This window comes from Actinoplanes sp. NPDC051537, from assembly GCF_055586105.1.
Genome location: NZ_JBVJIU010000006.1, coordinates 425,615 through 450,113, shown reverse-complemented (window position 1 = coordinate 450,113; position 24,499 = coordinate 425,615). Strand labels below are relative to the sequence as shown.

At 72.3% G+C, this 24,499-nt stretch carries 24 protein-coding genes; 11 read left to right on the top strand and 13 right to left on the bottom strand.

Annotated features, from left to right (window positions below; all coding sequences use genetic code 11):
* Positions 1-2: 2 nt before the first annotated feature.
* Entirely contained in the window at positions 3-641 is a 639-nt protein-coding gene (locus ACZ6TB_RS17260) for a cytidylate kinase family protein (protein WP_465555389.1), read from the top strand.
* A 31-nt stretch (positions 642-672) separates the two neighbouring features.
* A complete protein-coding gene (locus ACZ6TB_RS17255) occupies positions 673-2,310 on the top strand; it encodes an FAD-dependent oxidoreductase (protein ID WP_465555387.1) in 1,638 nt (545 codons plus the stop codon).
* Between the two features lie 107 nt (positions 2,311-2,417).
* On the opposite strand, the gene dhaK is transcribed toward ACZ6TB_RS17255, so the two are convergent.
* From dhaK to ACZ6TB_RS17230, 5 genes are read right to left on the bottom strand one after another with little or no spacing between them, the layout of a single operon-like run.
* The gene (gene dhaK, locus ACZ6TB_RS17250) at positions 2,418-3,413 is read right to left on the bottom strand and encodes a dihydroxyacetone kinase subunit DhaK (RefSeq protein WP_465555385.1); all 996 of its coding nucleotides are present in this window, start codon (positions 3,411-3,413) and stop codon (positions 2,418-2,420) included.
* Positions 3,410-4,045, bottom strand: coding sequence for a dihydroxyacetone kinase subunit DhaL (gene dhaL / locus ACZ6TB_RS17245; RefSeq protein ID WP_465555383.1), 636 nt, complete (start codon positions 4,043-4,045; stop codon positions 3,410-3,412). The genes dhaK and dhaL overlap by 4 nt, the downstream gene beginning before the upstream one ends.
* Positions 4,042-4,809 (bottom strand): HAD-IA family hydrolase, encoded by a 768-nt coding sequence (locus tag ACZ6TB_RS17240; protein WP_465555381.1) that lies wholly within the window; start codon positions 4,807-4,809, stop codon positions 4,042-4,044. The genes dhaL and ACZ6TB_RS17240 overlap by 4 nt, the downstream gene beginning before the upstream one ends.
* Positions 4,806-5,666: a class II fructose-bisphosphate aldolase gene (locus tag ACZ6TB_RS17235; RefSeq protein WP_465555379.1), complete on the bottom strand. Its 861-nt coding sequence runs from the start codon at positions 5,664-5,666 to the stop codon at positions 4,806-4,808. The genes ACZ6TB_RS17240 and ACZ6TB_RS17235 overlap by 4 nt, the downstream gene beginning before the upstream one ends.
* Positions 5,667-5,686: 20 nt before the next feature.
* A complete protein-coding gene (locus tag ACZ6TB_RS17230; protein WP_465555377.1) occupies positions 5,687-6,712 on the bottom strand; it encodes a LuxR C-terminal-related transcriptional regulator in 1,026 nt (341 codons plus the stop codon).
* A 351-nt stretch (positions 6,713-7,063) separates the two neighbouring features.
* Here ACZ6TB_RS17230 and ACZ6TB_RS17225 point away from each other — a divergent pair, with 351 nt between their 5' ends.
* The 3 genes from ACZ6TB_RS17225 to ACZ6TB_RS17215 all read left to right on the top strand — a co-directional run bounded on the left by ACZ6TB_RS17225 (position 7,064) and on the right by ACZ6TB_RS17215 (position 9,896).
* Positions 7,064-8,110, top strand: coding sequence for a glycoside hydrolase family 11 protein (locus ACZ6TB_RS17225; RefSeq protein WP_465555375.1), 1,047 nt, complete (start codon positions 7,064-7,066; stop codon positions 8,108-8,110).
* Positions 8,111-8,172: 62 nt separating this feature from the next.
* Positions 8,173-8,592 (top strand): hypothetical protein, encoded by a 420-nt coding sequence (locus ACZ6TB_RS17220; RefSeq protein ID WP_465555373.1) that lies wholly within the window; start codon positions 8,173-8,175, stop codon positions 8,590-8,592.
* A gap of 239 nt (positions 8,593-8,831) precedes the next feature.
* A complete protein-coding gene (locus ACZ6TB_RS17215) occupies positions 8,832-9,896 on the top strand; it encodes an oxygenase MpaB family protein (RefSeq protein WP_465555371.1) in 1,065 nt (354 codons plus the stop codon).
* A 31-nt stretch (positions 9,897-9,927) separates the two neighbouring features.
* Here the strand turns inward: ACZ6TB_RS17215 and ACZ6TB_RS17210 are convergent, their stop codons facing one another.
* Together ACZ6TB_RS17210 and ACZ6TB_RS17205 are read right to left on the bottom strand one after the other, a co-directional pair.
* On the bottom strand, positions 9,928-11,919 hold the full coding sequence (locus ACZ6TB_RS17210; protein ID WP_465555369.1) for a thiamine pyrophosphate-binding protein: 1,992 nt from the start codon (positions 11,917-11,919) through the stop codon (positions 9,928-9,930).
* Positions 11,916-12,689, bottom strand: a complete 774-nt coding sequence (locus ACZ6TB_RS17205) for a cyclase family protein (protein WP_465555367.1) — start codon at positions 12,687-12,689, stop codon at positions 11,916-11,918. Before ACZ6TB_RS17205 ends, ACZ6TB_RS17210 begins: the two co-directional genes overlap by 4 nt.
* A gap of 153 nt (positions 12,690-12,842) precedes the next feature.
* Here ACZ6TB_RS17205 and ACZ6TB_RS17200 point away from each other — a divergent pair, with 153 nt between their 5' ends.
* Positions 12,843-13,427, top strand: a complete 585-nt coding sequence (locus ACZ6TB_RS17200; RefSeq protein WP_465555365.1) for a hypothetical protein — start codon at positions 12,843-12,845, stop codon at positions 13,425-13,427.
* Here the strand turns inward: ACZ6TB_RS17200 and ACZ6TB_RS17195 are convergent.
* From ACZ6TB_RS17195 to ACZ6TB_RS17185, 3 genes are all read right to left on the bottom strand, one after another.
* Positions 13,424-14,152 carry an FAD:protein FMN transferase gene (locus ACZ6TB_RS17195; RefSeq protein ID WP_465555572.1) on the bottom strand — a complete coding sequence of 243 codons (729 nt, stop codon included), beginning with the start codon at positions 14,150-14,152 and terminating at the stop codon, positions 13,424-13,426. The genes ACZ6TB_RS17200 and ACZ6TB_RS17195 overlap by 4 nt on opposite strands.
* Before the next feature lie 32 nt (positions 14,153-14,184).
* Positions 14,185-14,679, bottom strand: coding sequence for an FMN-binding protein (locus ACZ6TB_RS17190; protein ID WP_465555363.1), 495 nt, complete (start codon positions 14,677-14,679; stop codon positions 14,185-14,187).
* Positions 14,680-14,740: 61 nt separating this feature from the next.
* Positions 14,741-16,525: a ferredoxin reductase family protein gene (locus ACZ6TB_RS17185; RefSeq protein WP_465555361.1), complete on the bottom strand. Its 1,785-nt coding sequence runs from the start codon at positions 16,523-16,525 to the stop codon at positions 14,741-14,743.
* A gap of 184 nt (positions 16,526-16,709) precedes the next feature.
* On the opposite strand from ACZ6TB_RS17185, the gene cbiE reads away from it, so the two are divergent.
* From cbiE to ACZ6TB_RS17160, 5 genes are read left to right on the top strand one after another with little or no spacing between them, the layout of a single operon-like run.
* Positions 16,710-17,918, top strand: coding sequence for a precorrin-6y C5,15-methyltransferase (decarboxylating) subunit CbiE (gene cbiE, locus ACZ6TB_RS17180; RefSeq protein WP_465555359.1), 1,209 nt, complete (start codon positions 16,710-16,712; stop codon positions 17,916-17,918).
* Positions 17,915-18,658, top strand: coding sequence for a precorrin-4 C(11)-methyltransferase (cobM, locus tag ACZ6TB_RS17175; RefSeq protein WP_465555357.1), 744 nt, complete (start codon positions 17,915-17,917; stop codon positions 18,656-18,658). Before cbiE ends, cobM begins: the two co-directional genes overlap by 4 nt.
* Positions 18,646-19,371 carry a cobalt-precorrin-6A reductase gene (locus tag ACZ6TB_RS17170; RefSeq protein WP_465555355.1) on the top strand — a complete coding sequence of 242 codons (726 nt, stop codon included), beginning with the start codon at positions 18,646-18,648 and terminating at the stop codon, positions 19,369-19,371. The genes cobM and ACZ6TB_RS17170 overlap by 13 nt, the downstream gene beginning before the upstream one ends.
* A gap of 18 nt (positions 19,372-19,389) precedes the next feature.
* Entirely contained in the window at positions 19,390-20,040 is a 651-nt protein-coding gene (locus ACZ6TB_RS17165) for a hypothetical protein (RefSeq protein ID WP_465555353.1), read from the top strand.
* Positions 20,037-20,591, top strand: coding sequence for a hypothetical protein (locus ACZ6TB_RS17160; protein WP_465555351.1), 555 nt, complete (start codon positions 20,037-20,039; stop codon positions 20,589-20,591). Before ACZ6TB_RS17165 ends, ACZ6TB_RS17160 begins: the two co-directional genes overlap by 4 nt.
* Here the strand turns inward: ACZ6TB_RS17160 and ACZ6TB_RS17155 are convergent.
* The 3 genes from ACZ6TB_RS17155 to ACZ6TB_RS17145 all read right to left on the bottom strand — a co-directional run bounded on the left by ACZ6TB_RS17155 (position 20,588) and on the right by ACZ6TB_RS17145 (position 24,440).
* A complete protein-coding gene (locus ACZ6TB_RS17155) occupies positions 20,588-21,979 on the bottom strand; it encodes an MFS transporter (RefSeq protein ID WP_465555349.1) in 1,392 nt (463 codons plus the stop codon). The genes ACZ6TB_RS17160 and ACZ6TB_RS17155 overlap by 4 nt on opposite strands.
* 103 nt (positions 21,980-22,082) lie before the next feature.
* Positions 22,083-23,453, bottom strand: coding sequence for a glucose-6-phosphate dehydrogenase (locus ACZ6TB_RS17150; protein WP_465555347.1), 1,371 nt, complete (start codon positions 23,451-23,453; stop codon positions 22,083-22,085).
* 30 nt (positions 23,454-23,483) lie between these two features.
* Complete coding sequence (locus tag ACZ6TB_RS17145) at positions 23,484-24,440, bottom strand: GlxA family transcriptional regulator (RefSeq protein ID WP_465555345.1); 957 nt, start codon at positions 24,438-24,440, stop codon at positions 23,484-23,486.
* Between the last annotated feature and the right edge of the window lie 59 nt (positions 24,441-24,499).

Sequence of the window (24,499 nt, the reverse complement as noted above, 5' to 3'; positions counted from 1 at the left end):
ACATGGATCGAGGCGCCCGCGACGAGGTGCTCGGGCGCCTGGCCGCGGCGGTCGGCTCGGTCACGGTGGCACACCCGACGCGGGTGGCCATCGACGGGGCGCCCGCCGCCGGCAAGACCACGCTCGCCGACGAGCTGGCCGTCATCCTGCGCGCCGGGGGGCGCGACGTCATCCGCGCGACGATCGACGATTTCCTCTTCCCGCGGGCGCGGCGGTATCCGCGCGGGGAGTACTCGGCCGAGGGCTGCTACTTCGACACCCACGACTACGACGCGCTGAACCGGGTGCTGCTCGATCCGCTCGGTCCGGGTGGGGATCGGCGCTTCCGGCCCGCCGTCTACGACCACGCCACGGACACGACGGTGTCCCCGCCGGTCACGACCGCCCCGGCCGGCGCCGTCTTGCTCTTCGACGGCGTCTTCCTCATGCGCCCGGAGCTGATCGACCGGTGGGATCTGCGCGTCTTCGTGTCGACCGCGCTCGAGAAGACCGTGGATCGGGCGGTGATCCGTGAGCGCCGGGTGTCGTCCCGGGCCGAGGTCGAGCGGCGCTGGCGCGAGCGCTACATCCCCGCCCAGCGGCTCTACTTCGCCACCGTCCGCCCGGCCGACCACGCCGACATCATCGTGCACAACGACTGATCCGAGCGGCCGTGCCGTATTTTCGATCGACGTGAGCACTGTGCCGGCGCCCGATGAGCGGACGCGCTATTCCTCCCGTCGGACCGACGAGATCGACGCCCAGAGCTGGCCCGCGTTCGGCGCGGACGAGCGGAAGCTGCTGGACTCGGTCGGTGAGGTCATCCGGCCCGGGCCCGGTGAGATCCTGTGGGACGGCGGCGAGTCGTACGACTTCTACTTCGTCCGCGCCGGCGGCATCGGTCTCGTGGATCGGCGGGACGACCGGGTCGTGGTCGTGGTGGAGCCGGGCGACTTCGTCGGCGAACTCGGGATGCTGATGGGGCAACCGGCCTACCTTGCGGGCGTCGCGATGCCGGACAGCACGCTGCTGCGGGTACGCGTCGAGGACCTGCGCCGGCTCATCGCCACCTCGGTGGAGTTGGGCGACCTGCTGGTTTCCGCGTTCGATGCCCGGCGGCGCATGCTGACCCGCTGGGGCGAGGGTGGCCTCGTCCTGGCCGGCGACGACGACCTCCACCTGCGCCGGCTGCAGGAGTTCGCCGAACGCAACCACCTCCCCTACCGCACGGTGCTGCGCTCGGACGACGCCGCCTGGGCCGGCCTCGCCGCGACGACCGCGCTTCCCGAGCAGGGCGCGGCCGTGGTGACCGGGCAGGGACGGGTGCTGGCCGATCCGACGACCCGTGACCTGGCCACCGCCACCGGCCTGGACCTCTGCCCGGTTCCCGGCCAGCCGCCGTGTGACCTGCTGATCGTCGGCGCCGGGCCGGCGGGGCTGGCGGCCGCCGTCTACGGGGCCTCCGAGGGGCTCGATGTCGTGCTCGTCGAGGACGTCGCCCCGGGCGGGCAGGCCGGCACCTCCTCGCGCATCGAGAACTACCTGGGCTTTCCCCGTGGCGTCGCGGGCAACGAGCTGGCCCGGTCGGCGATGCTGCAGGCGGTCAAGTTCGGGGCGCGGCTCGTCTCGCCGCGCACCGTCACCGGGTTGACGCGGGTGCCGGCCGGATTCCGGGTCCGGCTCGACGACCAGACCGACGTCGACGCCCGCGCCGTGGTGGTCGCCAGCGGCGTCCAGTACCGGCGGCTGCCGATCCCCGGCGTGGCCGAGTTCGAGGGCCGCGGCGTCTTCTACGCGGCCACCGAGATCGAGGCGCGCGCCTGTCTCGGCCAGGAGGTGGTCGTGGTCGGCGGCGCCAACTCGGCCGGCCAGGCCGCTCTCTTCCTGGCAAGGCACGCCGACCGCGTGCACGTGCTCATCCGCCGCGACGACCTCGCCGAGACCATGTCGAGCTACCTGTCGCAGCGGCTCCTCCACCACGACCGGATCACCGTCCACCCGAGGTCGGAGCTGACCTCGGTCGGCGGCGACGACCGGGTCACCCACCTGACATGGCGGGAGGCGCACGAGCAGCGCGACGTCCACCAGGCGGCCGGCGGGCTGTTCCTGATGATCGGCGCGCTCCCGTCCACCACCTGGCTGCGCGACCTGGGCGTCGAGCTCGACGACAAGGGCTTCGTGACGACCCGGGGAACGTTCGAGACCTCCGTGCCCGGCCTCTTCGCCGTCGGCGACGTGCGCGCCGGCTCGGTCAAGCGAGTGGCCTCCGCGGTCGGCGAGGGATCCGTGGTGATCTCCGCGGTGCACGCGTTCCTCGGCGCCGACCACTGAGGCGCCGACCATTGAGGCGCCCGGCCGCCGGCAATGGCACCCACCTGACCGGGCCGCCGGCGCCGAACGCCGCATCACAAGCGGCGTTCGGCGGGGGGAAACTCCGGTCAGAAGACGCGGATGGCGGCGTCGGCCGGCTCCCGCAGCAGGCCCTCGATCTCGTCGTCGAGGCGGACCAGGGTCAGCGACGCGCCGGCCATGTCGAGCGACGTGCAGTACTCGTTCACGTAGCTGCGGCCGACCGTGATGCCGCGCGCGGCCAGTTGCTGGTGGGCGCGCCGGTAGAGGATGTAGAGCTCGCTCACCGGCGTGCCGCCGAGGCCATTGATCATGAGGGCGACCCGGTCACCCGACTCGTACGGGAGATCCGTCACCACCGCGTCGAGCAGGTCGTCGACGATCTGGTCGGCCGAGGCGAGCGTGCGCCGCTCGCGGCCGGGCTCGCCGTGGATACCGACGCCGAACTCCATCTCGTCGGCGCCCAGCTCGAACAGCGGCGAGCCCTTGGCCGGCGGCGTGCACGCGGTCAGCGCCACGCCCATCGTGCGCGTCACGTCGTTGACCTTGCGGCCGATCCGGAGCAGCTCGTCGAGGTCGGCGCCCTTCTCCGAGGCCGCGCCGACGGCCTTGATCACGAAGAAGTTCCCGGCCACGCCGCGGCGGCCGACCGTGTAGAGGGAGTCCTGCACGGCCACGTCGTCGTTGATGGTGAGGATCTCGCACCGTACGCCCTCGGCCTCGGCCATCTCCTTGCCCATGTCGAACGCCATCCGGTCGCCGGTGTAGTTGTTCACCAGCAGCAGGACGCCCTTGGGCGAGTTGAGCAGCTTCGCGGTCTCGTAGACGTAGTCCATCGGCGGGGCCGCGAACACGTCGCCGGGGCAGGCCGCGTCGAGCATCCCCGTGCCGACCGCCATCACGTGGGCCGGCTCGTGCCCGGAGCCGGAGCCCTGCACGATCGACACCTTGTCGGCCCGGGGCGCGTCGGCCCGCATGATCAGGTTGTAGGCGGGGACGTACTTGAGGGTGTCCGGGTTGGCCAGGGCGACGCCCTCCAGCATCTCCGCCACGTAGCTCTTCGGATCGTTGACGAACTTCTTCACGACGCCGCTCCCTTCTGCCAGGTCTCGCTGATCCGTTCGGCGATGACGGCCACCGCCATGGCGCCGGCGTCGACCGACCCCCTGCTGCGCTCACCCGTGTACGACGCACGGCCCCGCTTGGCGACCATCCCGCTCGTGGCGTCGGCCGCTTCCCGCGCGGTCGCCGCCGCGGCCCGGACCGCTTCCTCCGCCGACGCGCCCTCGTTCAGCGACCGTTCGAGGCGGTCGGTCATCGGGACCAGCGCGTCCAGCAGCGTCTTGTCGCCGACGTCGGACTGGCCCCGCGCCTTGATCCCGTCGGTCGCCGCGCGCAGCATCGCGACGACCCGCTCGCCGGTCAGGTCGGCGTCACCGGCGGCGGTGCCGGCGCGAATGAAGGCGGTGCCCCAGATGGGTCCCGAGGTGCCACCGATCCGAGAGGCGATCACCATGCCGGTACGCTTCAAGAACGTCCCGGCGTTGGATCGGTCCAGGTCATCCCACCCCTCCAGGAGCTTCTCGAAGCCCCGGGCGAGCGAATAGCCGAAGTCGCCGTCGCCGACGACCGAGTCGAGGTCGCCGAAGTACTTCTCGTTCTCGATGGCGGTCTCGGCGATCGTCCGTACCACCTGTTCCGTCCCGTCGATGGTCATCTGCTCTCTCCCGGAAGACAGGCGCGCAGGTCGTCGAGCGCGACAAAGTCGCCCGGCCGCGCGAAACTTCGATTCGCCAGCACCTCGATCGGCGGGCGGCCGGGGTCGCCCAGTTCCGAGACCACCAGGACGGCCTCGGAGAAGTCCTCGTCGCGGGTGTAGCCGTTGACCGTCACGAGGCAGCGCAGGCCGGCGCCGGTCGCCGCGAGCAGCCCGTTGCGCGAGTCCTCGACCACCAGCGTCTCCGCCTTGGTCAGGCCCAGCCGCTCGACGGTCAGGTCGTAGATGGCCGGGTCCGGCTTCTTGGCCGGCACCACGTCGCCGGCGAACACCGGCACGCTCTTCGCCGTCGCGGCGCCGACCGCGTTCTCCAGCACCGCCCGGACCGACTCCTCGGCCGAGGTCGACGCGACCGCGACGGTCCAGCCCTCGCCGAGCGCCGCCTCGATGATCCGCGCGATGCCCGGTCGCGGCGGGATGCGACCCTCGGCGACCAGGGCCTTGAACGCCGCGGTCTTGGCCTTGTGCCAGGTCGCCAGCAGGTCGGCCCGGTCACCGCGTACGGCCGCGGCGAAGGCGGGATCGTCGAACAAGCTCGCCATCCGCTCCTTGCCGCCGCCGATCCGCAGCTTCTCGCCGTACTCCTGCTCGCTCCAGTGCGCCGGCAGGCCGAACCGCTCGAAGGTGGCGTTGAAGGCGGGCAGGTGGCCGTGCCGTTCGGTGTCGGCCAGCACCCCGTCGCAGTCGAAGACGAGGGCGGTCACCAGGCTTTCCCCGCGCTTCCGAAGAGGCGGATGTGCGCGCGGGCCATCTCCATCACCGCGGCGCGCTGCTCGCGGAACAGCGAGGGCGGATCCCATTTGTCGCGCTCGGCGGCCGCCCGCAGATGGGCGAGCCCCGACTTCATGAAGCTCTCCTTGAGGGCCGTCGAGATGTTGACCTTCGCGCACCCGCGCGCGATCAGGTCGGTGAACTGCTCGTCGGAAAGCCCGGTCCCGCCGTGCAGCGCCATCGGGATGCCGGTCGCCGCGACCAGGTCGCTCACCCGTTGCGCGTTCAGCGTGGGCGCCTGCTTGTACTGGCCGTGGGCGTTGCCGATGGCCGGGGCGAAGCAGTCGACGCCGGTGTTCTTGATGAAGTCGACGGCGACCTCGAGCGACTGGATCTTCGACGCCTCGTCCGAGCCGACGTCGTCCTCGACGCCCTGGATGCCCTCGATCTCCCCTTCGACGTGCGCCCCGGTGCGCCGCGCCTCGGCGACGACCTCGGTGGTCTGCCGCCGGTTCTCGGCGACGGCGAGCTCGTGGGCGTCGAAGAGCACCGAGTTCCAGCCTCCGGCGAGACAATCGGAGATGACCGTACGGTCGGGGCAGTGGTCGAGATGGAGGGTGACCGGGACGTCGACGTCCCGCATCAGCGCGCCGAAGATGTCGAAGAGCTGACTCCGGCCGTACATCTTCACCGTCTTGACCGAGGTCTGCAGGATGACCGGCGCCCGTTCCTCGACCGCCGTGGCGAGGACGGCCTCGATGCTCAGGTCGTTGATGATGTTGAAGGCGGCGACCCCGTAACGTTCGGCGAGGGCGCGGTCGAGGATCTCCTTCATGGACACGACGGGCATGCGCCCAGTCAAGCCACGCGTCACCCGCTCGCGGTATGGGGTGAATCCCCCAGGCCCCGGCCCAGCCAACCGTTGTCCAGCGCGGTGACCACGGCGGCGGTGCGGTTCGAGGCGCCGGTCTTCCGCATGATCGCGGCGACGTGCTTCTCCACCGTCTTCGGCGACATGCCCAGGCGCGACGCGATCTCCCGGTAGGTGAGCCCCTGGCGGAGCGGCTCGAGGACCTCGGACTCGCGCGCCGTGAAGGGCGAGGGGGCGGCCGGCATCGCGTACGGGATGTCGGCCCGCAGAATGACCCCCCAGCCGCGTACCTTCTCGACGGTGACCTCGCCGCCCGCGATGCGCGGCGGTTGATCCGCCCAGGCCGCGCCGTTCGTCTCGTCCTGGACGATGACCCGCACGCCCTCGGGCCGGTAGACGATGCCGACGCGCAGGCTCGGTCCGGCCTCCGCCACCAGATCGGCCGCCACCCGCGCGACCTCGGGCGCGACCGGCCGCACGACGCCCGCCTCGGTCACCACGGTGCCGGCCCGCCGCAGCACGGTGGCCAGCGAGGTGTCGAGCCGCCCGGTCCGCACGATCGCCGCCGCCGCGGTCTGGGTGAGCGTCTCGAGATCGTCCACGTCGCGGGTGGAGAACGCCCCCGCGCCCGGCGCGAAGGTCACGCTGACCGCGATGACGTCGCCACGCCACCAGATCGGCACGGCGGCGGCCGGCCCCCGGCGAACCGGATCGGCCCCGGCGAGATGCCCGCGGCGCAGTTGCCCGTACTCCGGGATGACCACCGGCCGCCGGCTGCCGAACGCCCGCCCGGTGGCCCCCTCGTCCAGCGGAAACGTGTCCCCCAGCCGGCAGAAGGCGCCGTACTCGGCGGCCTTGGTGTACCGCCCGGCCGCCGCGTCGATGAGCGACACGCTGCCCGCGGCCGAGTTGGTGAGGCGCGCGGTGTGCCGCAGCAGGCGACGCAGCACGGACTCGAGGCGGAGGTCGCCGTAGACGTCGGCAACCGCCTCGGCCAGCCGGAACCCGTCGCCGCCGGGAGTCACTCCCCGAACATAGGTTCCGCCGCCGCAGATCAAAAGAGCGATCCTCCGAAACTTTCGGTTCTGTGTCGTAAAGTCGCCGATCGTTCTCGCGCCGATCCACCTCGCTGTTGGCTTCGCGACGCCATATGCAGGGATTACGGCTTCTTCATTTATCGAGACGTTTCCGGAAGTTGTTGACACCCGTGGGAGCGCGCCCAATACTTCATCCATCGATGAATGTCACCGCCTGGTGCGCCTGCTCCCGCTGGTTCCACCGCCGGCGCCGGGCGTCGCGCCGGGCTCCCCCTCGAGGAAGGATGCACGCGCGTGAACGACTCCCCCGTCCCCCCGTCCCGGCGCGGGCGTAACCGTATGAGGCTCCTCATCGGCGGCATCAGCGCTGTCGCGCTGGCCGTCACCACCATCGGGCTGGCCGGCGTGGCCCATGCCGAGGCCGACCGCACGGTCACCTCGAACACGACCGGCACCCACAACGGCTACTTCTTCTCGTACTGGAAGGACTCCGGCAACGTCACGATGACCCTGGGCGCCGGCGGCAACTACAGCGTCAGCTGGAACGGGATCAACAACACCGTGGTCGGCAAGGGCTGGAAGCCGGGATCGAGCCACACGGTCAACTACTCGGGCGCCTTCAACTGCGGCGGCAACTGCTACCTGGCGCTGTACGGGTGGACGACGAACCCGCTCATCGAGTACTACATCGTCGAGAACTTCGGCAGCTACAACCCGAGCAGCGGGGCCACGCGGCTGGGCTCGGTCACGACCGACGGCAGCACGTACGACATCTATCGCACCCAGCGGGTGAACCAGCCGTCCATCATCGGCACCGCGACGTTCTACCAGTACTGGAGCGTCCGGCAGCAGCACCGCACCGGCGGCACGATCACCACCGCGAACCATTTCCGGGCGTGGGCCAACCTGGGGCTCAATCTCGGCTCGCACGACTACCAGATCCTGGCCACCGAGGGGTACCAGAGCAGTGGCAGCTCCAACATCACGGTGACCGAGGGGACCGGGCCGACAACTCCGACAAGTCCGACAACGCCGACCTCGCCCTCCAGCCCACCGCCGACCGGCGGCAGCTCCAGCGCCTGCAAGGTGACGAACTCGGTGAGCGCCTGGAACACCGGCCTGACCGACAACATCACCATCGCCAACACCGGCTCGTCCGCGATCAACGGCTGGTCGCTGAAGTTCAACCTGGCGTCCGGGCAGTCGATCACCTCGGGCTGGAACGCCACGTACTCCCCGACCAGCGGCGCGGTGACCGCGACCAACGCGTCGTACAACGGCTCGATACCGCCGGGCGGCTCGACGACGATCGGCTTCCAGGCCAACCACAACGGAAACAGCGCCGCACCCAGCGGCTTCACCCTGAACGGCGCGACCTGTAGCTGAGCGCTGAGGCCTCGTCGCCGGGCTCGGCTCCGGCGACGAGGCCGCTCTCTAGACTGGGTCCGGTGAGCAACGGGATCGCGGTGGCCACGACCTTCGTCTGGCTGGGCATGGTGCTGGCCATCTCGTTCCTCGAGGCCCCGCTGAAGTTCCGGGCGCCGGGCGTCACGCTGCGGATCGGCCTCGGGATCGGGCGCCTGGTGTTCCGCGCGCTCAACGCGGTCGAGCTGGTGCTGGCGGTCGTCGTGGCGATCGGGCTGGCCGCGGGCGGGGCCGGCGTCGCGGAGCGGATCGCGTTCCTGGTCGCGGCGGTCGCCTTGCTCGCCCAGCTCGTGGGCGTGCGGCCGGCGTTGACCCGGCGCTCGAACGCGGTTCTCGAAGGGCTCGACGCGCCTCGGTCGCGGGCCCATCTCGTCTACATCGCCCTGGAGCTGGTCAAGGTCGCCGCCTTGATCACCGCCGGGGTGCTGCTGCTCGGGTCATGACGACCACCGGGGGCGACAGTGGGGCGCCTGACCGATTCGAGGCCGGCCGCCCCGGCGCCGGGCCGGGCCGATTTGAGGCCGATCGCTCGGGTGCCGGTCGGACGCCGGGGCGATTTGAGACCGACCGCTCGGGTGCCGGTCGGACGCCGGGGCGATTTGAGTCCGACCGCTCGGGTGCCGGTCGGACGCCGGGGCGATTTGGGGCCGATCGCGCCTGGGGCGAGCGGGCGGCGCGGCCGTTGCGGCTGCTCGCGGGCGCCGACCCGGCGCCCACCGCGGACGAGCTGGCGGCGCTGCGGGACGGGCTTTCCCGGCGCGATGAGGTGGCGGCGGAGCTGGTCCGGGCCGTACCGGGAAAACATCTCCACCGCGCGCTCGCCCAAGGGCCGTCGCCCGACCATCCCGAGCCGGTCCGGGCGTTCTTCGACATCGTCACGAAACGGCCCGAGTGGGTCGACGACGCACTGCTCGCCCGGGGTGCGCGGGCCTGCCGCGCGTACGGGATGGATGCCGGTCTGGTGTTGGCCTATGGTTCGCTTCTCGGTGGATATCGGACGGCGGCGGCGCTCGAACCGCTGGTCCGCACCGGGCGCCTGACCGGCGGCGAGACGCAGCGCCGGATCGTCGAGACCTCGCTCTGGTGGCGGGCGGTGACCGAGCCGGGCGGTCTGGCGGCGGGTGGCCGGGGCTTCCTGATGTCTTTGCACGTACGGGTCATGCACGCGCTGGTGAACGCCCGGCTCGAGGCCGATCCGACCTGGGACCACGCGTTCCGCGGTGTGCCGATCAACCAATACGACCAGGCGAGCACGCTCGGCGTCTTCAGCACGAGCTTTCTGCTTCACTTGCGCCTTTTGGGCGTACGGGTGACGCGTGCCGATGCCGCGGCGGTGATGCACCTCTGGTCCTATGTGGGCTGGCTGATGGGTGTCGACGACGAGTGGCTGCCCCACACCGAGAAGCGCGGGCGGCGGCTTCTCTACCACTTCCTGGCCTATGACCCGCCGCCCGACCAGAACAGCCGCGATCTGGCCCGCGCGCTGATCGAGTCTTCGCTCGACTCCCGCGACTTTCTCGACCGGGAGCGCGCGCTGTCGGTGAGCTCGTGGCTGCTCGGCCCGGCCGCCATGCGCGACCTCGGCCTGCCCTACCGGCTGCCCTGGTACGGGCTGACGCGGGTGGCGGCCAACCTGGTGATCAGCCAGGGCCTCGGACGGCTGCCCGGCGGCCGCTCGATCCTGCTGGCGCGCGGGGAACGGCAGGCCCGGGCCCAGTTCGCGCGCTGGGGCCGAAAATTGTCGTAGGCAGGGTCTAGCTTCTCCGGCATGACACCACTCAATGGCCGCGGAAGGCTTCTTCCAGCCACCACGACGGGCGACCGGCGGCGACTTTCGCGTCGACAACCATGGGGCCGTCACGGGGTCCGGCCAGCCATTCTCCGACCGGCCCGAGATCGCCGGCCGCGCGCACCGTGACGGCCGCACAGCCGTGGCCGCGAGCGATCGCGGCAATGTCCGTGTCCGGAAAAACGACCGTGTCGAGGGGGTGACCGCCAGGCCCGAAGTGATGCACCTCGGCCCCATAGGCGTTGTCGTTGTAGACGACGATCAGCATGCCCAGCCCGAGCCGGCAGATCGTCTCGAGCTCGGCGATGGCCATGAGAAAGCCGCCGTCCCCGCACGCCGCCACCGGCAGCCGATCGGGCATCGCGAGCGCCGCACCGAGCGCGCTCGCCAGTCCGAGCCCGATCGACTGAAACGCCTGCGTGAAACAGAACCCTCGCTCGTCCGGAACGGAGAGAAACATAGCCGGATAGCCCATGAAGTTCCCGGAGTCGACCGCCACCACCCGAGCGTCCGGCACCAGATCATCGAGCGCGATGGTCACCGTGCGGGGGTCGATGTGGGTTTCGTCGCCGTCGTCCTCGTAGGGGAGGTCGCGCCACCGCCCGGCGGCGGCCAGCCGGTTCTGGACGTCGGGCGTGCGGTAGCCGCGAGCGGGCGCGCTCGGTGCGGGGTCGAAGGCGTCGGCGCTCGGGCCGCGGCCGGAAGCATCAGCGCTCGGGCCGCGGCCGGAAGCATCAGCGCTCGGGCCGGGGCCGGAAGCATCAGCGCTCGAGTCGCGGCCGGACACGTCGGCGCTCGACGGGAGGCTGCCGGCACGCGCGAGCTCGGCGTGATCGTCGCCGGCGGGCTCGGCGCTGCCGTCGCCGGCGTGCGCGGGCTCGGTGTGGCCCTCGGCTGCGGCGGTTTCGGTCTCGGGACTGTCGTCGGCGTCGGCCGTCCGCGTCAGCGCAGACCGGACGGCCTCGGCGGTGGCGCGGACGTCGCCGACCACGCCCAGGTCCAGGCGGTTGTGTGCGCCGAGGGCGGACTCGTCGAGGTCCACCTGGGCGACCGTGGCGGACGGCGGGAGGAGGGCGCCGTGGCGGGTGGTCCACATGTTGAGGGAACTGCCCCAGGCCACGATCACGTCGGCGCCGGTGATCAGGTCGGCGGCCGTGGGGGTGGCGAAACCGCCGGAGACGTCGAGGTTCCAGGGATTTCCGGCGAACAGGCCCTTGGCCACCGCCGACGTGGCCAGGAGGGCGCCGCACGCTTCGGCCAGGGCGGTCAGCTCGGCGGCCGCGGCCAGGGCGCCCCGGCCGGCGATGAAGACCGGGCGCGCGGACCCGGCCAGCAGCGACGCCAGCTCCGCGACCGACGCTGAGGAGGCAACCGGGCCGGCGGGGGCGGGCGCGGGCCCGGCGGGGGCGGGCGCGCGGCCGGCGGGTGCGGGCGCGGGCGACGCGGACTGCGCGGGGACGGTCGGTGCGGCGGGGGCGGCCGGCCCGGCGGGGGCGGGCTGGGACTGGATGTCCAGCGGGAGGTTGAGGACCACGGCGCGGCGTTCGGTGATGGCCAGGAGCCAGGCGTTGGTGGCGTCCGCGACGGCGGTCTCGGCGCTCTGGATTCGGCAGGTTGTGGCGCCTACCGCTACGGCCAGGGCGTCCTGGTCCACCCGGAAGTTGGAACGCGGGGCGGTGGCCTCGGCGGCCACCACGATCAGCGGGGTGCGGCTCTTCGCGGCCTCGGCCAGGCCGGTCATGGCGTTCGTCAGGCCGCAACCCTGGTGGACCGTCACCACGCCCACGCGGCCGGTCAGGCGGGCGTAAGCGTCGGCCGCGGTGGTGGCGCCGGCCTCGTGGCGGGTGGCGGTGAAGCGGGCGCCGTTCGCTACCAGGGCGTTGGTCACGTGGAAGTTGCCGCTGCCGACCACGCCGAAGACCTGGTTGGCGCCGAGGGCGGCCAGCGTTGCGCCGACCGCCTCGGCTACCGTGCGGGTCACCGCTCGACCAGGGCCAGGACCCGGGTGGGGCTGCCGGAGCCGCCGACGATGGGGAGCGGGGCGGCGATCACGACGGCGCCGGACGGCGGCAGCATGCCCAGGTTCTGCAGCTGCGTCAGGCCGTATTTTCCCGCGCCCAGGACGAACGAGTGGCACGGGAACGGCGGGTCGAAGGAGTGCGCCGCGCCGGCGTCGGTGCCGACCGTCTCCACGCCCACGCCGATCACGGGCGCCTCGGTGGCCAGCCACTTGGCGGCCTCGACCGAGATGCCGGGCGTGTGCGGGCCGGTCTCGTCGGCGTTCAGGAACGCCTGCTGGTCGGCGGAACGGGCATCCCATCCCGTACGGACCAGGAGCCAACCGCCGGCCGGAAGGGGACCGTGCGAGCTCTCCCACCGCTTGATGTCGTCGATCGAGAGGAGGAAGTCGGGGTCCTCGGCCACCCGGTCGGAGACGTCGATGACCGCGGCGGGGGCGATCAGGCGCCGGGCGTGGATCTGCGAGACGTCCTCGCCGTCCTTCGCGGTGACCCAGTGGATGGGCGCGTCCAGGTGGGTGCCGGTGTGCTCGCCCGTGTGGATGTTGTTCCAGTACCAGGCCGGCCCCCGGTCGTCGTACCGGCTGATCTCCTCGAGGGCGAAGGTGATCGTGTCGGAGAAGGGCGGCGGCAGCTTGAGGATCGGGGTCTCGCTGGACAGCGGCGCCGCGAGGTCGATGACCTCGATCGTGCCGGCGTCGATGGCGGAAACCAGGTCTCGCAAAATGCTCATCGAGTCTCCACAGGTGATGATCGGTGCCCCCGCGACAGGCCGAGCCTAGGCCGGTGAACCGGGCGCGAACAGAAGCAGAAGTCGGATTGGCGCCACAAAGGACCCGCGAGGGGTGAGAATTCGTCATAGTGCCGACTTCGGGGGAGGTTGACGATGACGAATGCGATTCCGGACACGGCGTTCCTGCGGGGCGCCGACATGCCTGGTGTGCTGAAGGGGAAGCCCAAGCGGCTGAGCGACGGCGCCCGGCCGCTGCCCGTCTTCTGCGGCGCCAGCTTCGAGCAGAGCGACCGGATCGACGCGCGCGCCACGCTGCGCTACTTCTTCTCGAGCGCGGGGGCGCCGCCCGAGGCGACGCCCAAGGCGGAGGTGTTCCAGGAGATCCTGGTCTACCGGGCGGACGGCGCCGCGGCGTTCATGGAGGGGCTGCGCACCTGCGTGACCGGGTGCAAGTCGCAGCACGACGGCGGCACCGAGCTGCGCAACCACCTGCACGGATCGTTCGCGGCGGGCGACGACTCGGTGGTGGTCGAGCAGACCCGGCCGGCCACCGACGAGACCGGGAACCCGCTCGACGACGGGTCGCTGCAGAGCGTGTTCTGGGCGGCCGTGCGGGTCGGCGACGCGATCACGTTCGTCAGCAACGTCGGGTGGGAGTCGTGCTCGGCCGAGCAGGCGGACACGGTCACGCTCGGCGCGAAGGCGGCGCAGAGACTCAAGGCGTGGCGGGACGCCTAAACGGCGGCGGGCAGATGGGCCGAGCTGAACGCCCGGCCGTCGTCGGTCACCACGGCCGACTCGTAACCGTCGGTGGCGAGCTTGGCGAGCCAGGTCAGGCCGGGTTCGCCCATCGCCAGGGCGGCGGTCGCGTACGCGTCGGCCAGCGCCAGATCGGGCCCCACCACCGTGACCGACCGCAAACCCCGGGCCGGCTGCCCGGTGCGCGGGTTGATCACGTGGTCGCCCCGCTCGTAGGTGCCCGAGGTGGCGATCGCGCCGTCGGTCATCGCCAGCACCCAGCTGACCTTGTCGGCCTCCCACGGGTGCCGGATGCCGACCCGCCAGGGCACGCCGTCCGGGTGCAGGCCGCGCATCCGGATGTCGCCGCCGGCATTGATGTAGTGGTTGACGCACCCGGCGTCGGCGAGCCGGGCCGAGGCGACCTCGACCGACCAGCCCTTCACGTAGCCCGACGGGTCGAGCGGCCCCTTCGCGTACGCGTCGAAGTAGCCGTCGGTGTCCCGCCAGAGGTCCGCGCAGGCGTCCAGCACGTGGCGAAGATCGTCGGAGCAGGTCGCCGCGGTGAGCTCGCCGCGGCGCATCCGCATGACCTCGCTGTCGTCCTTGTACGTGGAGAAGCGCGCGTCGACCTCGTGCAGCCACCGGCACACGTCGTCGATCAGGCCGCGGAGCGAGGCGGCGGGCCGGTCGTCGACCAGCTCGATGCTGACCGCCGTACCCATGACCTGTTCGACGTGGCGCACGAACAGGAACCCTACGCCTTGGCCGAGTCCAACGCCGCCTGCAACGACTCCTGGTAGGACGCGCTCGTGTAGGTGGCGCCGGAGACCGCGGCGACCTTCGCGCTCTGGGCCTGGAGGGTCTCCTGCTTCAGCTTGGGGATGGCGACCGGGTTGATCGTGGCGCTGTTGCCGGCGGTCGGGTACGTCGCCTCGACCGCGGTGATCTTCCCGTCCTCGATCTTGATGGAGACCTGGACGGTGCCGTACGGGTTGGTCGCGCCCTTGCCCTTGAAGACGCCGTCCTTGAGGCCGCTCTTGTTCGCCGCCGGCGCCGTGGTCTTCTTGCCGTCCGCGGGCTTCTTCGCCGCCGAGGACGGCTTCTTGGTGGCGGACGGCGTGCTGTCGACGAGGTCGACCGGGGATTGTGCGGCGGGGGGCGCCGCCGGCGGCTGGACGCTCAGGCGCACCCCGACGATCAGGGCGGCGCCGGTCAGCGTGCCAACCGCCGCTGCGGTACTACGTCGCATTTCTCCTCCGAAAACGGAAATGTCGAAAATGTCGGGGAGGGGGATCGAGGTGCGGGCGGGGTCAGAACTCGAAGGGGTCCAGGTGCAGCTGGCTGTCCGGAACGTCCAGCTCGCGCAACGTGGTGACGGCCGCCTCGACCAGCCCGGGCGGCCCGCACAGGTAAACATCACGACGCGAGACATCCGGCACCAGGCCGAGCAGCCCGTTCGGCGTGAACAGCCGCTTCGGCCCGGGATCGTTGCGCGACCCCACGATGTAGCGGACCCAGGCGTCCCGCCGCTCGGCCAGCTCCTCGAGCTCGCCCCGGAACACCAGCTCGTCCGGCCGGGACGCCCGGTAGATCACGATGGTGTCCGGCGGCATGTCCTCGAGCAGGGCGCGGATGGGCGCGATGCCACTGCCGCCGGCGATCAAGAGCGCACGTCGACGCGTACGCCGCTGGGCCGTGAAGACCCCGAACGGTCCCTCGGCCCAGACCGGCGTCCCCGGCTTCATCTGGCCCAGCCGCAGCGTGTGCCCGCCGACCGCGGTCACGGTCAGCCGCAGCCACTCCGAGTTGGGCGCCGCCGACAGCGAGAACGGGTGCGACTGCCACCAGCCGTTGCGGGTCAGGAAGCGCCACCGCATGAACTGGCCGGCCTGCGCGGGCAGCTTCTCCAGCTTCTTGCCGTCGATGTAGATCGAGAACGTGTTGGCGCCCTCGGAGACGACCTCGGCGACCTCGAAGCGGTGCCGGACGTTGAGCCACAGCGGCTCGACCAGCCGGCCCCAGACCAGCGCCGAGATGACCAGGGCGGTCAGCGCCGGCCAGAACACCGAGGCGAACTTCCCGCTCAGGTCGGCGCCGCTCGCGACCTGGTGACCGTAGCCGAGGAGCAGGACCAGGTATCCGGTCAGATGGATCAGATGCCACAGTTCGTACGGGAGCTTCGCGCGAGCCGCCCGGATCGAGATCAGGCTGATCACCACCAGGATGATCGTGGCGGCCACCGCCTTGAGCATGTCCGGGAACGTCGTGATGATCGTCCAGCCCTGGTCGACCACGCCGGTGTCGGCGGTCATCGCGTACCCGTAGACGATGAACACGATGTGGGCGAGCACCGAGACCACCAGCGACGTGCCCAGCCAGCGGTGCCAGCGCAGCAGGTCGCGCGCGCCGACCCACTCCTCGAGCCAGGAGACCCGGCTCATCATCAGCAGCTGGATGAAGAGCACGTAGCCGCCGATGAGCCCGGTGATGCGGCCGGCCGCGAGCATCAGCGTGGCGGTGTCGTTGACCGCGCCGGCCTGGGTGTCGAACAGCCAGAGCGAGAGGCTGGTGGCCAGCCCCGAGAAGAACAGCAGGACGACGAGCAGGCGGTTGCCGGAGACGGCCTCGGCCGGGGGCCGGTCGTCCGGGATCGGGGGCTGGGCCGGGCCGGCGGCCTTCCAGCCGGTGGGGTCGGTCTGCGACTCGACCAGGATGTCGCTGCGGCGGTAGGGGTCGTCGACGGCGGGCTGAGTGAAGCCGGGCTGAGCGTTCCCGTCGTCGATGTAGCTGTCCCAGGTCGGGGTGCGTCGATCGTCGATCTCGGGCACGGCCCGCGCGTCGGCGGCCCGGTCGTCCCGGTCACCGTCCCAGGGGTCGACGGGCGACGGCATCCGCGGGTCCGACAACCGCGAATGGCGCGCCTCTCGCACGTCCTCGTCGTACCGGGAGTGCTGCTCGACCGGAGGCATGTCGTAGGTGTCGCGCTGGGGCGGCGCGTCCCACGAGTCGTCCTCGTCCGGCATCGCCCGCAGGTCGGCGAAGAACTGAGCGTCGTCGTCCTGCGGATAGCGTTGCTCACGAGAGGTCTGGAACATCGGCGGTCCTTGCGCCATCGTCCTTCACCCGCCCAGCAGTCGTCCTGCGGCGCCGGCCACCCCCTGCGGCCGGCGTGACGACCCGGTCTCGGGGAGCCGTCGGGTGGAGATACGCAACCGGCACGGTCATCGCTCAACCGGATCCGGAAAATCTCGGCGCGGACCTCCGCGATAGCGTCTCGCTGTGCGAGCCGACGAACCCGACCTGGTCACGGTGGTCGGCATCGGCGCCGGCGGGTGGTCCGACCTTTCCCGTACGGCGATGGCCGCGCTCCAGCGGGCCGGCATCATCCTCGGGAGCGGCCGTCAGCTCGACCTCCTCCCCGATGCGGTTCCGGGCGAGCGGATCGCCTGGCCGTCGCCGCTGCTGCCGGCGCTTCCGGGCCTGCTCGACGACCATCGCGGGTCGGTCGTCTGCGTCCTGGCCAGCGGCGACCCGATGTTCCACGGGATCGGCGCGACGCTCGTGCGGTTGCGGGGAGCCGATCGCGTACGCGTGCTGCCCCACCCGTCCTCGGCATCGCTGGCCGCCGCCCGGATGGGCTGGCCGCTCGCCACCACCGACGTGATCAGCCTGGTCACCGACCCGCCCGCGGTGCTGCGCCGTTACCTGAACCCGGGCCGGCGGCTGCTCGTGCTCTCCCGCGACGCGGACACGCCGGCCGCGGTGGCCTCGCTGCTGGTCGAGGCCGGCTTCGGGCCGGCCCGGCTCACGGTGCTCGGGCGGCTCGGCGGGCCGGACGAGAGCGCGATCTCGGCGACGGCCGAGACGTGGGCGGCCGACGTCGACCCGCTCAACGTGATCGCCGTCGAGTGCGGGGCGGGGCCGGCCACCTCGGTCGTGCCGGGACTGCCGGATGAGGCGTACGAGACGGATGGGCAGCTCACCAAGCGGGAGGTACGCGCCGTGACCCTCGCCCTGCTCGCCCCGGCGCCCGGCGCCCTGCTCTGGGACGTGGGCGGGGGCTCGGGCAGCATCGGGATCGAGTGGATGCGCAGTCACCCGTCGTGCCGGGCGGTGACGATCGAGTCGTCCCCGGCGCGCGCCGTCTCCATTCGGGCGAATGCCGCGAATCTCGGCGTGCCCGGCCTGCGGGTGATCGAGGGACGGGCGCCCGCCGCGCTCGCCGGCCTCCCCGTCCCCGACGTGGTCTTCATCGGCGGCGGCCTCACCGGCGACGGCGTGCTCGACGCGGGCCTGGCCGCGCTGCGCCCCGGCGGCCGGCTGGTGGCGAACGCGGTGACCGTCGAGTCCGAGGCCGTGGTCGCGGCGGCCCACGCCAGGCTCGGCGGTTCGCTGACCCGCCTCACGGTGAGCCGCGGCTCGCCGGTCGGCGGCTTCACGGGGTGGAGGACGATGATGCCGGTGACCATCTGGTCGGTGACGAAATGACGGTCCATTTCATCGGTGCGGGCCCCGGCGCCGCCGACCTGATTACGGTCCGCGGCCAGCGCCTGATCGCGTCGTCGCCGGTCTGCCTCTACGCGGGCAGCCTGGTCCCGGCCGAGCTGCTCGAGTCGTGCCCGCCCGGCTGCCGCCTGGTCGACACCTCCGGCCTGACCCTCGACGAGATCGAGGCCGAGCTGGTGGCCGCCGACCGGGCCGGCCTGGACGTGGCCCGCCTGCACTCCGGCGACCCGTCGGTGTTCAGCGCGATCGCCGAGCAGATGCGCCGCCTCGATGCGGCCGGCGTCGCGTACCAGGTCGTCCCCGGCGTGCCCGCCTTCGCCGCCGCCGCCGCGTCGCTGGCCCGCGAGCTGACCGTCCCCGGCGTGGCCCAGACCGTGATCCTGACCCGCACCGCCGAGCGGGCGACCGCCATGCCCGCGGGCGAGGACCTGACCACGCTGGCCGCCAGCCGCGCGACGATGGTCCTGCACCTGGCCGTCCAGCGCATCGACGCCGTCGTCGACGAGCTGCTCCCCGCCTATGGCCCGGACTGCCCGGTCGCCGTGGTGGCCCGCGCGAGCCGGGACGACGAGCAGATCCTCCGCGGCACCCTCGCCGACATAGCCGCCCAGGTGAAGGCGGCCGGAATCCGGCGAACGGCGGTCATCGTCGTGGGCCGGGCCCTGACCGCCGGCCAGTTCCCCGACAGCCACCTGTATTCCGCCGCCCGATGCCGCACCTGACCGTTCTCATCCTCGGGGGCACCACCGAAGCGCGAGGGTTGGCCGCCGCGCTCGCCGTCGACCACCTCGTGATCACCTCGCTGGCCGGGCGGACCTCCTCTCCCCTGCGGCCGCCCGGCGAGGTGCGCATCGGCGGGTTCGGCGGGGCGGACGGGCTCGCGGGCTTCCTCCGGGAACGGCGGATCGACCTCCTCGTCGACGCCACCCACCCGTTCGCCGCGCGGATCAGCGCCAGCGCCGCCGTCGCCGCCGAAGCCGCCGGGGTTCCGCTGCTGGTGCTGCGGCGGCCGGGGTGGGCCGAGCGACCCGGGGACGACTGGCGGCGGGTGCCCGATCTCGAGGCCGCGGCCGCACTGGTTCCGCAGATCGGGCGGCGGGTCTTCCTCACCACCGGGCGTCAGGGCATCGGCGCCTTCGCGCACCTCGATGACTGCTGGTTCCTGGCGCGGTCGGTCGAGCCGCCGGCGGCGCCGATGCCGAGGAACCTCGAGGTGCTGCTCGACCGGGGGCCGTTCACTCTCGACGGTGAAATCCGGATCGTGCGGGACCACCGGATCGACGTGCTGGTCAGCAAGGACAGCGGCGGCGCGACGGCCAAGCTCGACGCGGCCCGGGCGCTCGGGATACCGGTCGTGCTGGTCGAACGGCCGGCCGGCGAGGCGACCGCGAGCACGGTCGAGGAGCTGCTCAACGTGATCGAAACGTTGCGCTGAGGTGACACCCTCGGGCACATGTCACGGCGGCAGGTGTGTGCGGAGCTTCGGGCCGTACGGGCGCTGGTGGCCGACGGGCTCGAGCGGATCGAGCGGGACAAGGCGGCCGTCGACGCGCCGTACTGGGTGGAGTCGGCGTGCGTGCGGCTCCGGAGCCTGGACGAAGTGCTGGTGTCGGCGGCGGGCGGGGTGTCCACGTGGACCCGGGCCCTGGTCGGCGCGGTCATCGCGTTCCCGCTGGTCTGGGCGGCCGCGGCGGCGGCCCGGGCGATCGGCTTCGCCGGCGCCTGGGTGATCGTGGTGGCCGTCGCGGCGGTGATCGCGTCGGTCGTGCCGACCGGGATGACCAACCGGTGGCTGACCCGGACGCTGAACCACCGGCGGATGCGGGCCGCCCGGCACGCAGGCGGCGCCGGCGGTCACGCCACAAGCGCGCACGCGGGCGACGAGGAGCCGGTGGTCGACGTGCTGCTGCGGGCGCGGGTGCGGCTGGTCTCGTGCGCGCTGCGGCAGGTGCCGTCCCGGCGCTGGCGGGTGGGGCACCTGGCCCTGCTGGCGCGGTTCGACCCGTCGGTGGGCTACATCAGCCACGCCGATCTGCTGCTCTGCCAGGCCATCGACTTCGTGGAGATCGGCGCCTACCGGCCCGAGGCGAGGCAGGCCGGATGAGCGACGACGACGACATCTTCGAGGGCCGCCTGAGCTTCCGGCTCGGGAAGCTGTCGCAGCGGATGCACACCGTGACGCTCGACGCGCAGTGCCGGGACTGGACGGCCGAGCGGCCCGACCGGGTGGGCTTCGCGCGGTTCGGGCAGGCCCGGCACGAGGTCGCCCTGGCCGCCCGGCACTACGGCGCGGTGGCGCCGCGGGCCGTCGACGTCGCGCCGGCCGCGGTGGGCGGCGTCGCGATGGTCGTCTTCGTCGTGGCCGTGCTGCTGCTGGTCGACGATCCGGCCGCGCCGCTGACGCTGGCCCTCACGCTGACCGGCGCCCTGCTCGTGGGCGAGGCGGCGGGCGCCGTGCTGAAGTGGGCACGCCGCCCCCGCGAGCCACGGTCGGCCCCGATCGACGACCCGCTCCTGCACGCCGACCTGACCCGCCGCATCGAGGCGTGCGCGACGGAGGTCCGCAACGACCCGGACGCGGCCCTGGCCGACGAGGGCCTCAGCCTCGCGATCGCCTGGCTGGCCGAGGTCCGCGACGCGATGCTCCGGCGCTAAACCGGTCGATCGCGACCAGCGCGGTCCGGAGGGTCGCCGTTCGCCGGGGTGCCGACCCGGCGCAGCGACCGGTCGGCGAGAACGAGGGCGAGCAGGAGCGTCGCCACGACGATCAGGAAGACGGCGAGGTCGTGCAGGCCGGCCGTGTCGGCGCCGTGGGCGAAGAAGGTGCCGGTGGCGGCCGAGGAGACCAGCGCACCGAGGTACGAGAAGGTCCGCAGCAGCCCGGCGGCGGCGCCCATCCGCGAGCCGTCGGCCTGGAAGTACACCGCGTTCTGGTTGGCGAGGCTGTTCAGACCCTGCGGCAGGCCGAAGACGATCGAGATGACGACCGGAATCCAGATCGCGCTGGCCGAGTTCAGGGTCAGCATCAGCGCGCAGGCGATCACCTGGCTGATCGCGCCGACCAGCAGCTTGCCCCGGAACGCGGCCCGCCGGCCGGTCAGGGCCGAGACGCCGATCGCGACCAGCGACATCGGCAGCAGGATCAGGCCGGCGTGCGAGGCGCTGAGGCCGCGGCCGGCCTCGAGCCACTGGGTGAAGCCGTAGAGGTACGCGTACGCCACCGTCTGCGCCAGCAGCGCCCGGCCGTAGGTCGCGACGAGCGGCCCGTTGCCCCCGAAGACCCGCAGGTCGAGGAACGGATCGGCGTAGCGCAGCTCGCGCCGCACGAAACCGGCCCCGAGCGCGACCGCGAGCGGCAGCAGCCAGGCGAGGCCGATCGACGGGCTCATCAGGAACAGCATCAGGGCCGTGAGCGTGCCCCCGAACAGCCCGATGCCCAGGTAGTCGAGCCGGTGCTCGAACGAGGCGGGCTCCGACCGCGGCAGCAGGATCGCGCCGAGCACCAGGCAGGCCACCGCGAGCGGGATGTTCACCGCGAACAGCGCCCGCCAGCCGGCCGCGCCGATGAGCAGGCCGCCCATGGTCGGGCCGATCACCACGACGGTCTGGGCCGAGACCGAGAGCGCGGCGAGCAGGCCGCCCGGCTTCTCGACGCCGGACCGGCGGATCAGGTACATCGCGGCCGGATAGCCGGCGCAGGTGCCGAGCCCGAGCAGCACCCGGGAGAGGATCAGGACACCGAGCGAGGGCGCGTACGCCCCGATCACCCCGGCGACGCCGACCAGCGCCGTGCCGGCCAGGTAGAGCGTGCGGGCGCCGTAGCGGTCGATGAGCCGGCCGACGACCGGTTGCCCGGTGGCGGTGGCCAGGTAGAGCCCGGAGACGAGCCACGCGGTCTGGGCCGGCACGGCGTGGAACGTGATCGCGATCGGGACCAGCGCCACCGCGAGCATCGACGAGTTGACCGGGTTGAGGATCGCGCCCAGCACGAGCGGGACGATCAGCCGGCGGTCGAACGTGCGCGCCTCGATGGCGACCGTCATCGGCCGGCCAGCCGGTCGAGCAGCGTGAGCGCCTCGAGGATGGTCTGCCGCTCGGCCTCGGTGAACTCGTCGGTGAGCGCCCGAGCCGCGGCCGGGGTGCGGGTCATTGGCCGAGCAGCCACCGGTGCGGCGCCGCCAGCTTGCCGGCCTTCGGCGGTCCCCAGGAGCCGGGCTGGTAGGTGATCGGGCGCGGCGGCGTGTCGAGCAGGGGGCGGACCGCCTTCCAGGCGGCCGACAAGCCGTCCGGGCGGGTGAAGAGCGCGCGGTCACCCTCGAGCACGTCGTGGATCAAGCGGGCGTACGGCGGAAGCGGATCCGCGTCCGGCAGCTGCGCCAGCGGGAGGGCCACCGAGGCCGGTTCCAGGTTCTCGGCGATGCCCGGCTTCTTGGCCAGCAGCGACAGGTCGACCTCGCCGTCCCCGGCGAGCGAGAAGGACAGCACGTTGGCCTGCGGCGGGAGCTTCGGGAACGGTTTCGCGGGAGTGCGCAGCACCAGGCTCACCCGCTGCTCGCTCGCCGCCATCCGCTTGCCCGTCCGCAGCAGGAACGGCACACCCCGCCAGCGCGGAGAGTCGATCCACAGTTTCGCCGCGACGAAGGTATCCGTACGGGAACCCGGTTTGACGCCCTTGATGTCCTTGTACCCGGCGAACTGGCCGAGGACCGCCTCGCCGGGATCGATCGGGCGGAAACGACGGATCACGGTCTCCCGCGCCGCCTGGAGATCGGCCGCGGCCAGCGACGCCGGCGGTTCCATGGCCACCTCGGCGGCCACCTGGAAGAGGTGCGTGACCAGCATGTCCAGCACCGCGCCGGTGGCGTCGTAGAACTCGGCCCGGTTGGCCACGTCGAGCGTCTCGGGCACGTCGATCTGCACGCTCTCCACGTGCTCCCGGCTCCAGATCGCGGCGACCGCCTCGTCGGCGAAGCGCATCGCGTGCAGCTGCTGGGTCGCCTCCTTGCCCAGGAAGTGGTCGATCCGGTAGACCTGCGTCTCGTCGAGCACCGCGTGCACCTGGCGGTTGAGCGTCCGGAACCCCGACGGCGAGGTGCCGAACGGCTTCTCGTAGACGACCCGGGACCCCTTCGCGAGCCCGTGCGTGGCGAGCGCCTTGGTGATCTCGGGGAACGCCACCGGCGGGATCGCGAGGTAGTGCACGAGCTGGGCGTCCTTGCCGACCTCGGCGCGCGCCTCGTCGATGACGTCGAGCAGGCTGCCCGGCGAGTCGGTGTTGAAGCCGCCGCCCGCGAACCGCAGCCGCTTGGCGAAGTCGCGCCACGGCCCGGGCTTGGGCGCGTCGAGGGTGTCCCGCACGCGGGACCGGAAGTTCTCGTGCGAGACGTCGCCCCGGCCGTTGCCGACCAGGATCCAGTCCTTCGGGAGCAGGCCCTCGGTGTGCAGGGTCCAGAACGCCGGCAGAACCATCCGGGCGGCGAGGTCGCCGGTGGCGCCGAAGAGCACGAAGACGGTCATGACCCGGATTCTGCCCACCCGGCGACGGCCTCACACCGGCTGTGACCGGAACGTCCCGCGGTACGCCTGCGGGGTCGTGCTCAGCCGCTGGGCGAAGTGGTGGCGCAGGGTCGCGGCGCTGCCGAAGCCGGACCGCTCGGCGATGGTGTCGATGCCGAGGTCGGAGTCCTCCAGCAGGCGGCGGGCCAGCAGCAGGCGCTGGTTGGTGAGCCAGTCGTGCGGGGTCACGCCGGTCTCGCTGCGGAACCGGCGGGCGAACGTGCGCGGCGCCATGTGGGCGAGCTCGGCCATGGTGTCGACGGTGTGCGGCCGGTCGAGCGACTCCAGCACGAGCGTGAGCACGGGTTGCAGGGTCTCGCACTCGACGGACTGCACCGGGGTCTCGATGAACTGGGCCTGGCCGCCGTCGCGGTGCGGCGGAACGACCATCCGCCGGGCGAGCATGGTCGCGATCGCGGTGCCGTGCTCCTGGCGTACGAGATGAAGGCCCGCATCGACGCTGGCGGCCGTGCCCGCGCTGGTCAGGATCTTGCCGTCCTGCACGTAGAGGACGCCGGGATCGACCTTGGCCGCCGGATAGCGCCGGGCCAGTTCGTCGGTGTGCAGCCAGTGCGTCGTGCAGCGCCGCCCGTCGAGCAGGCCGGCCTCGCCGAGGGCGAACGCGCCGGTGCACACGCTCATCACCCACGCGCCGCGCTCGTGCGCCCGCCGCAGCGCGCCGATCACCTCGGGCGCCACGGCATAGCCGGTCTGGTAGTAGGGCGCCACGGCGACCAGATCGGCGTCCTCGACCCGGGCGAGATCGGCCGCGGGCGTGATGGTGAAGCCGGCGTGGGTCGGCACCGGGCGCGCGCCGAGCGAGCAGACCGCGAAGTCGTAGCCCGGCAGCCCTTCGGCCGTCCGGTCGTAGCCGAACAGCTCGCAGAGCACCCCGAGCTCGAAGACCGCCACCTGGGGAAGGGCGATCACGGCGACGTTGCGAAGCATGTGACGCAGCATACGGCCGGTTGGCAGGATTTTGAAGATGTGTGGCATCTCTGCCACTG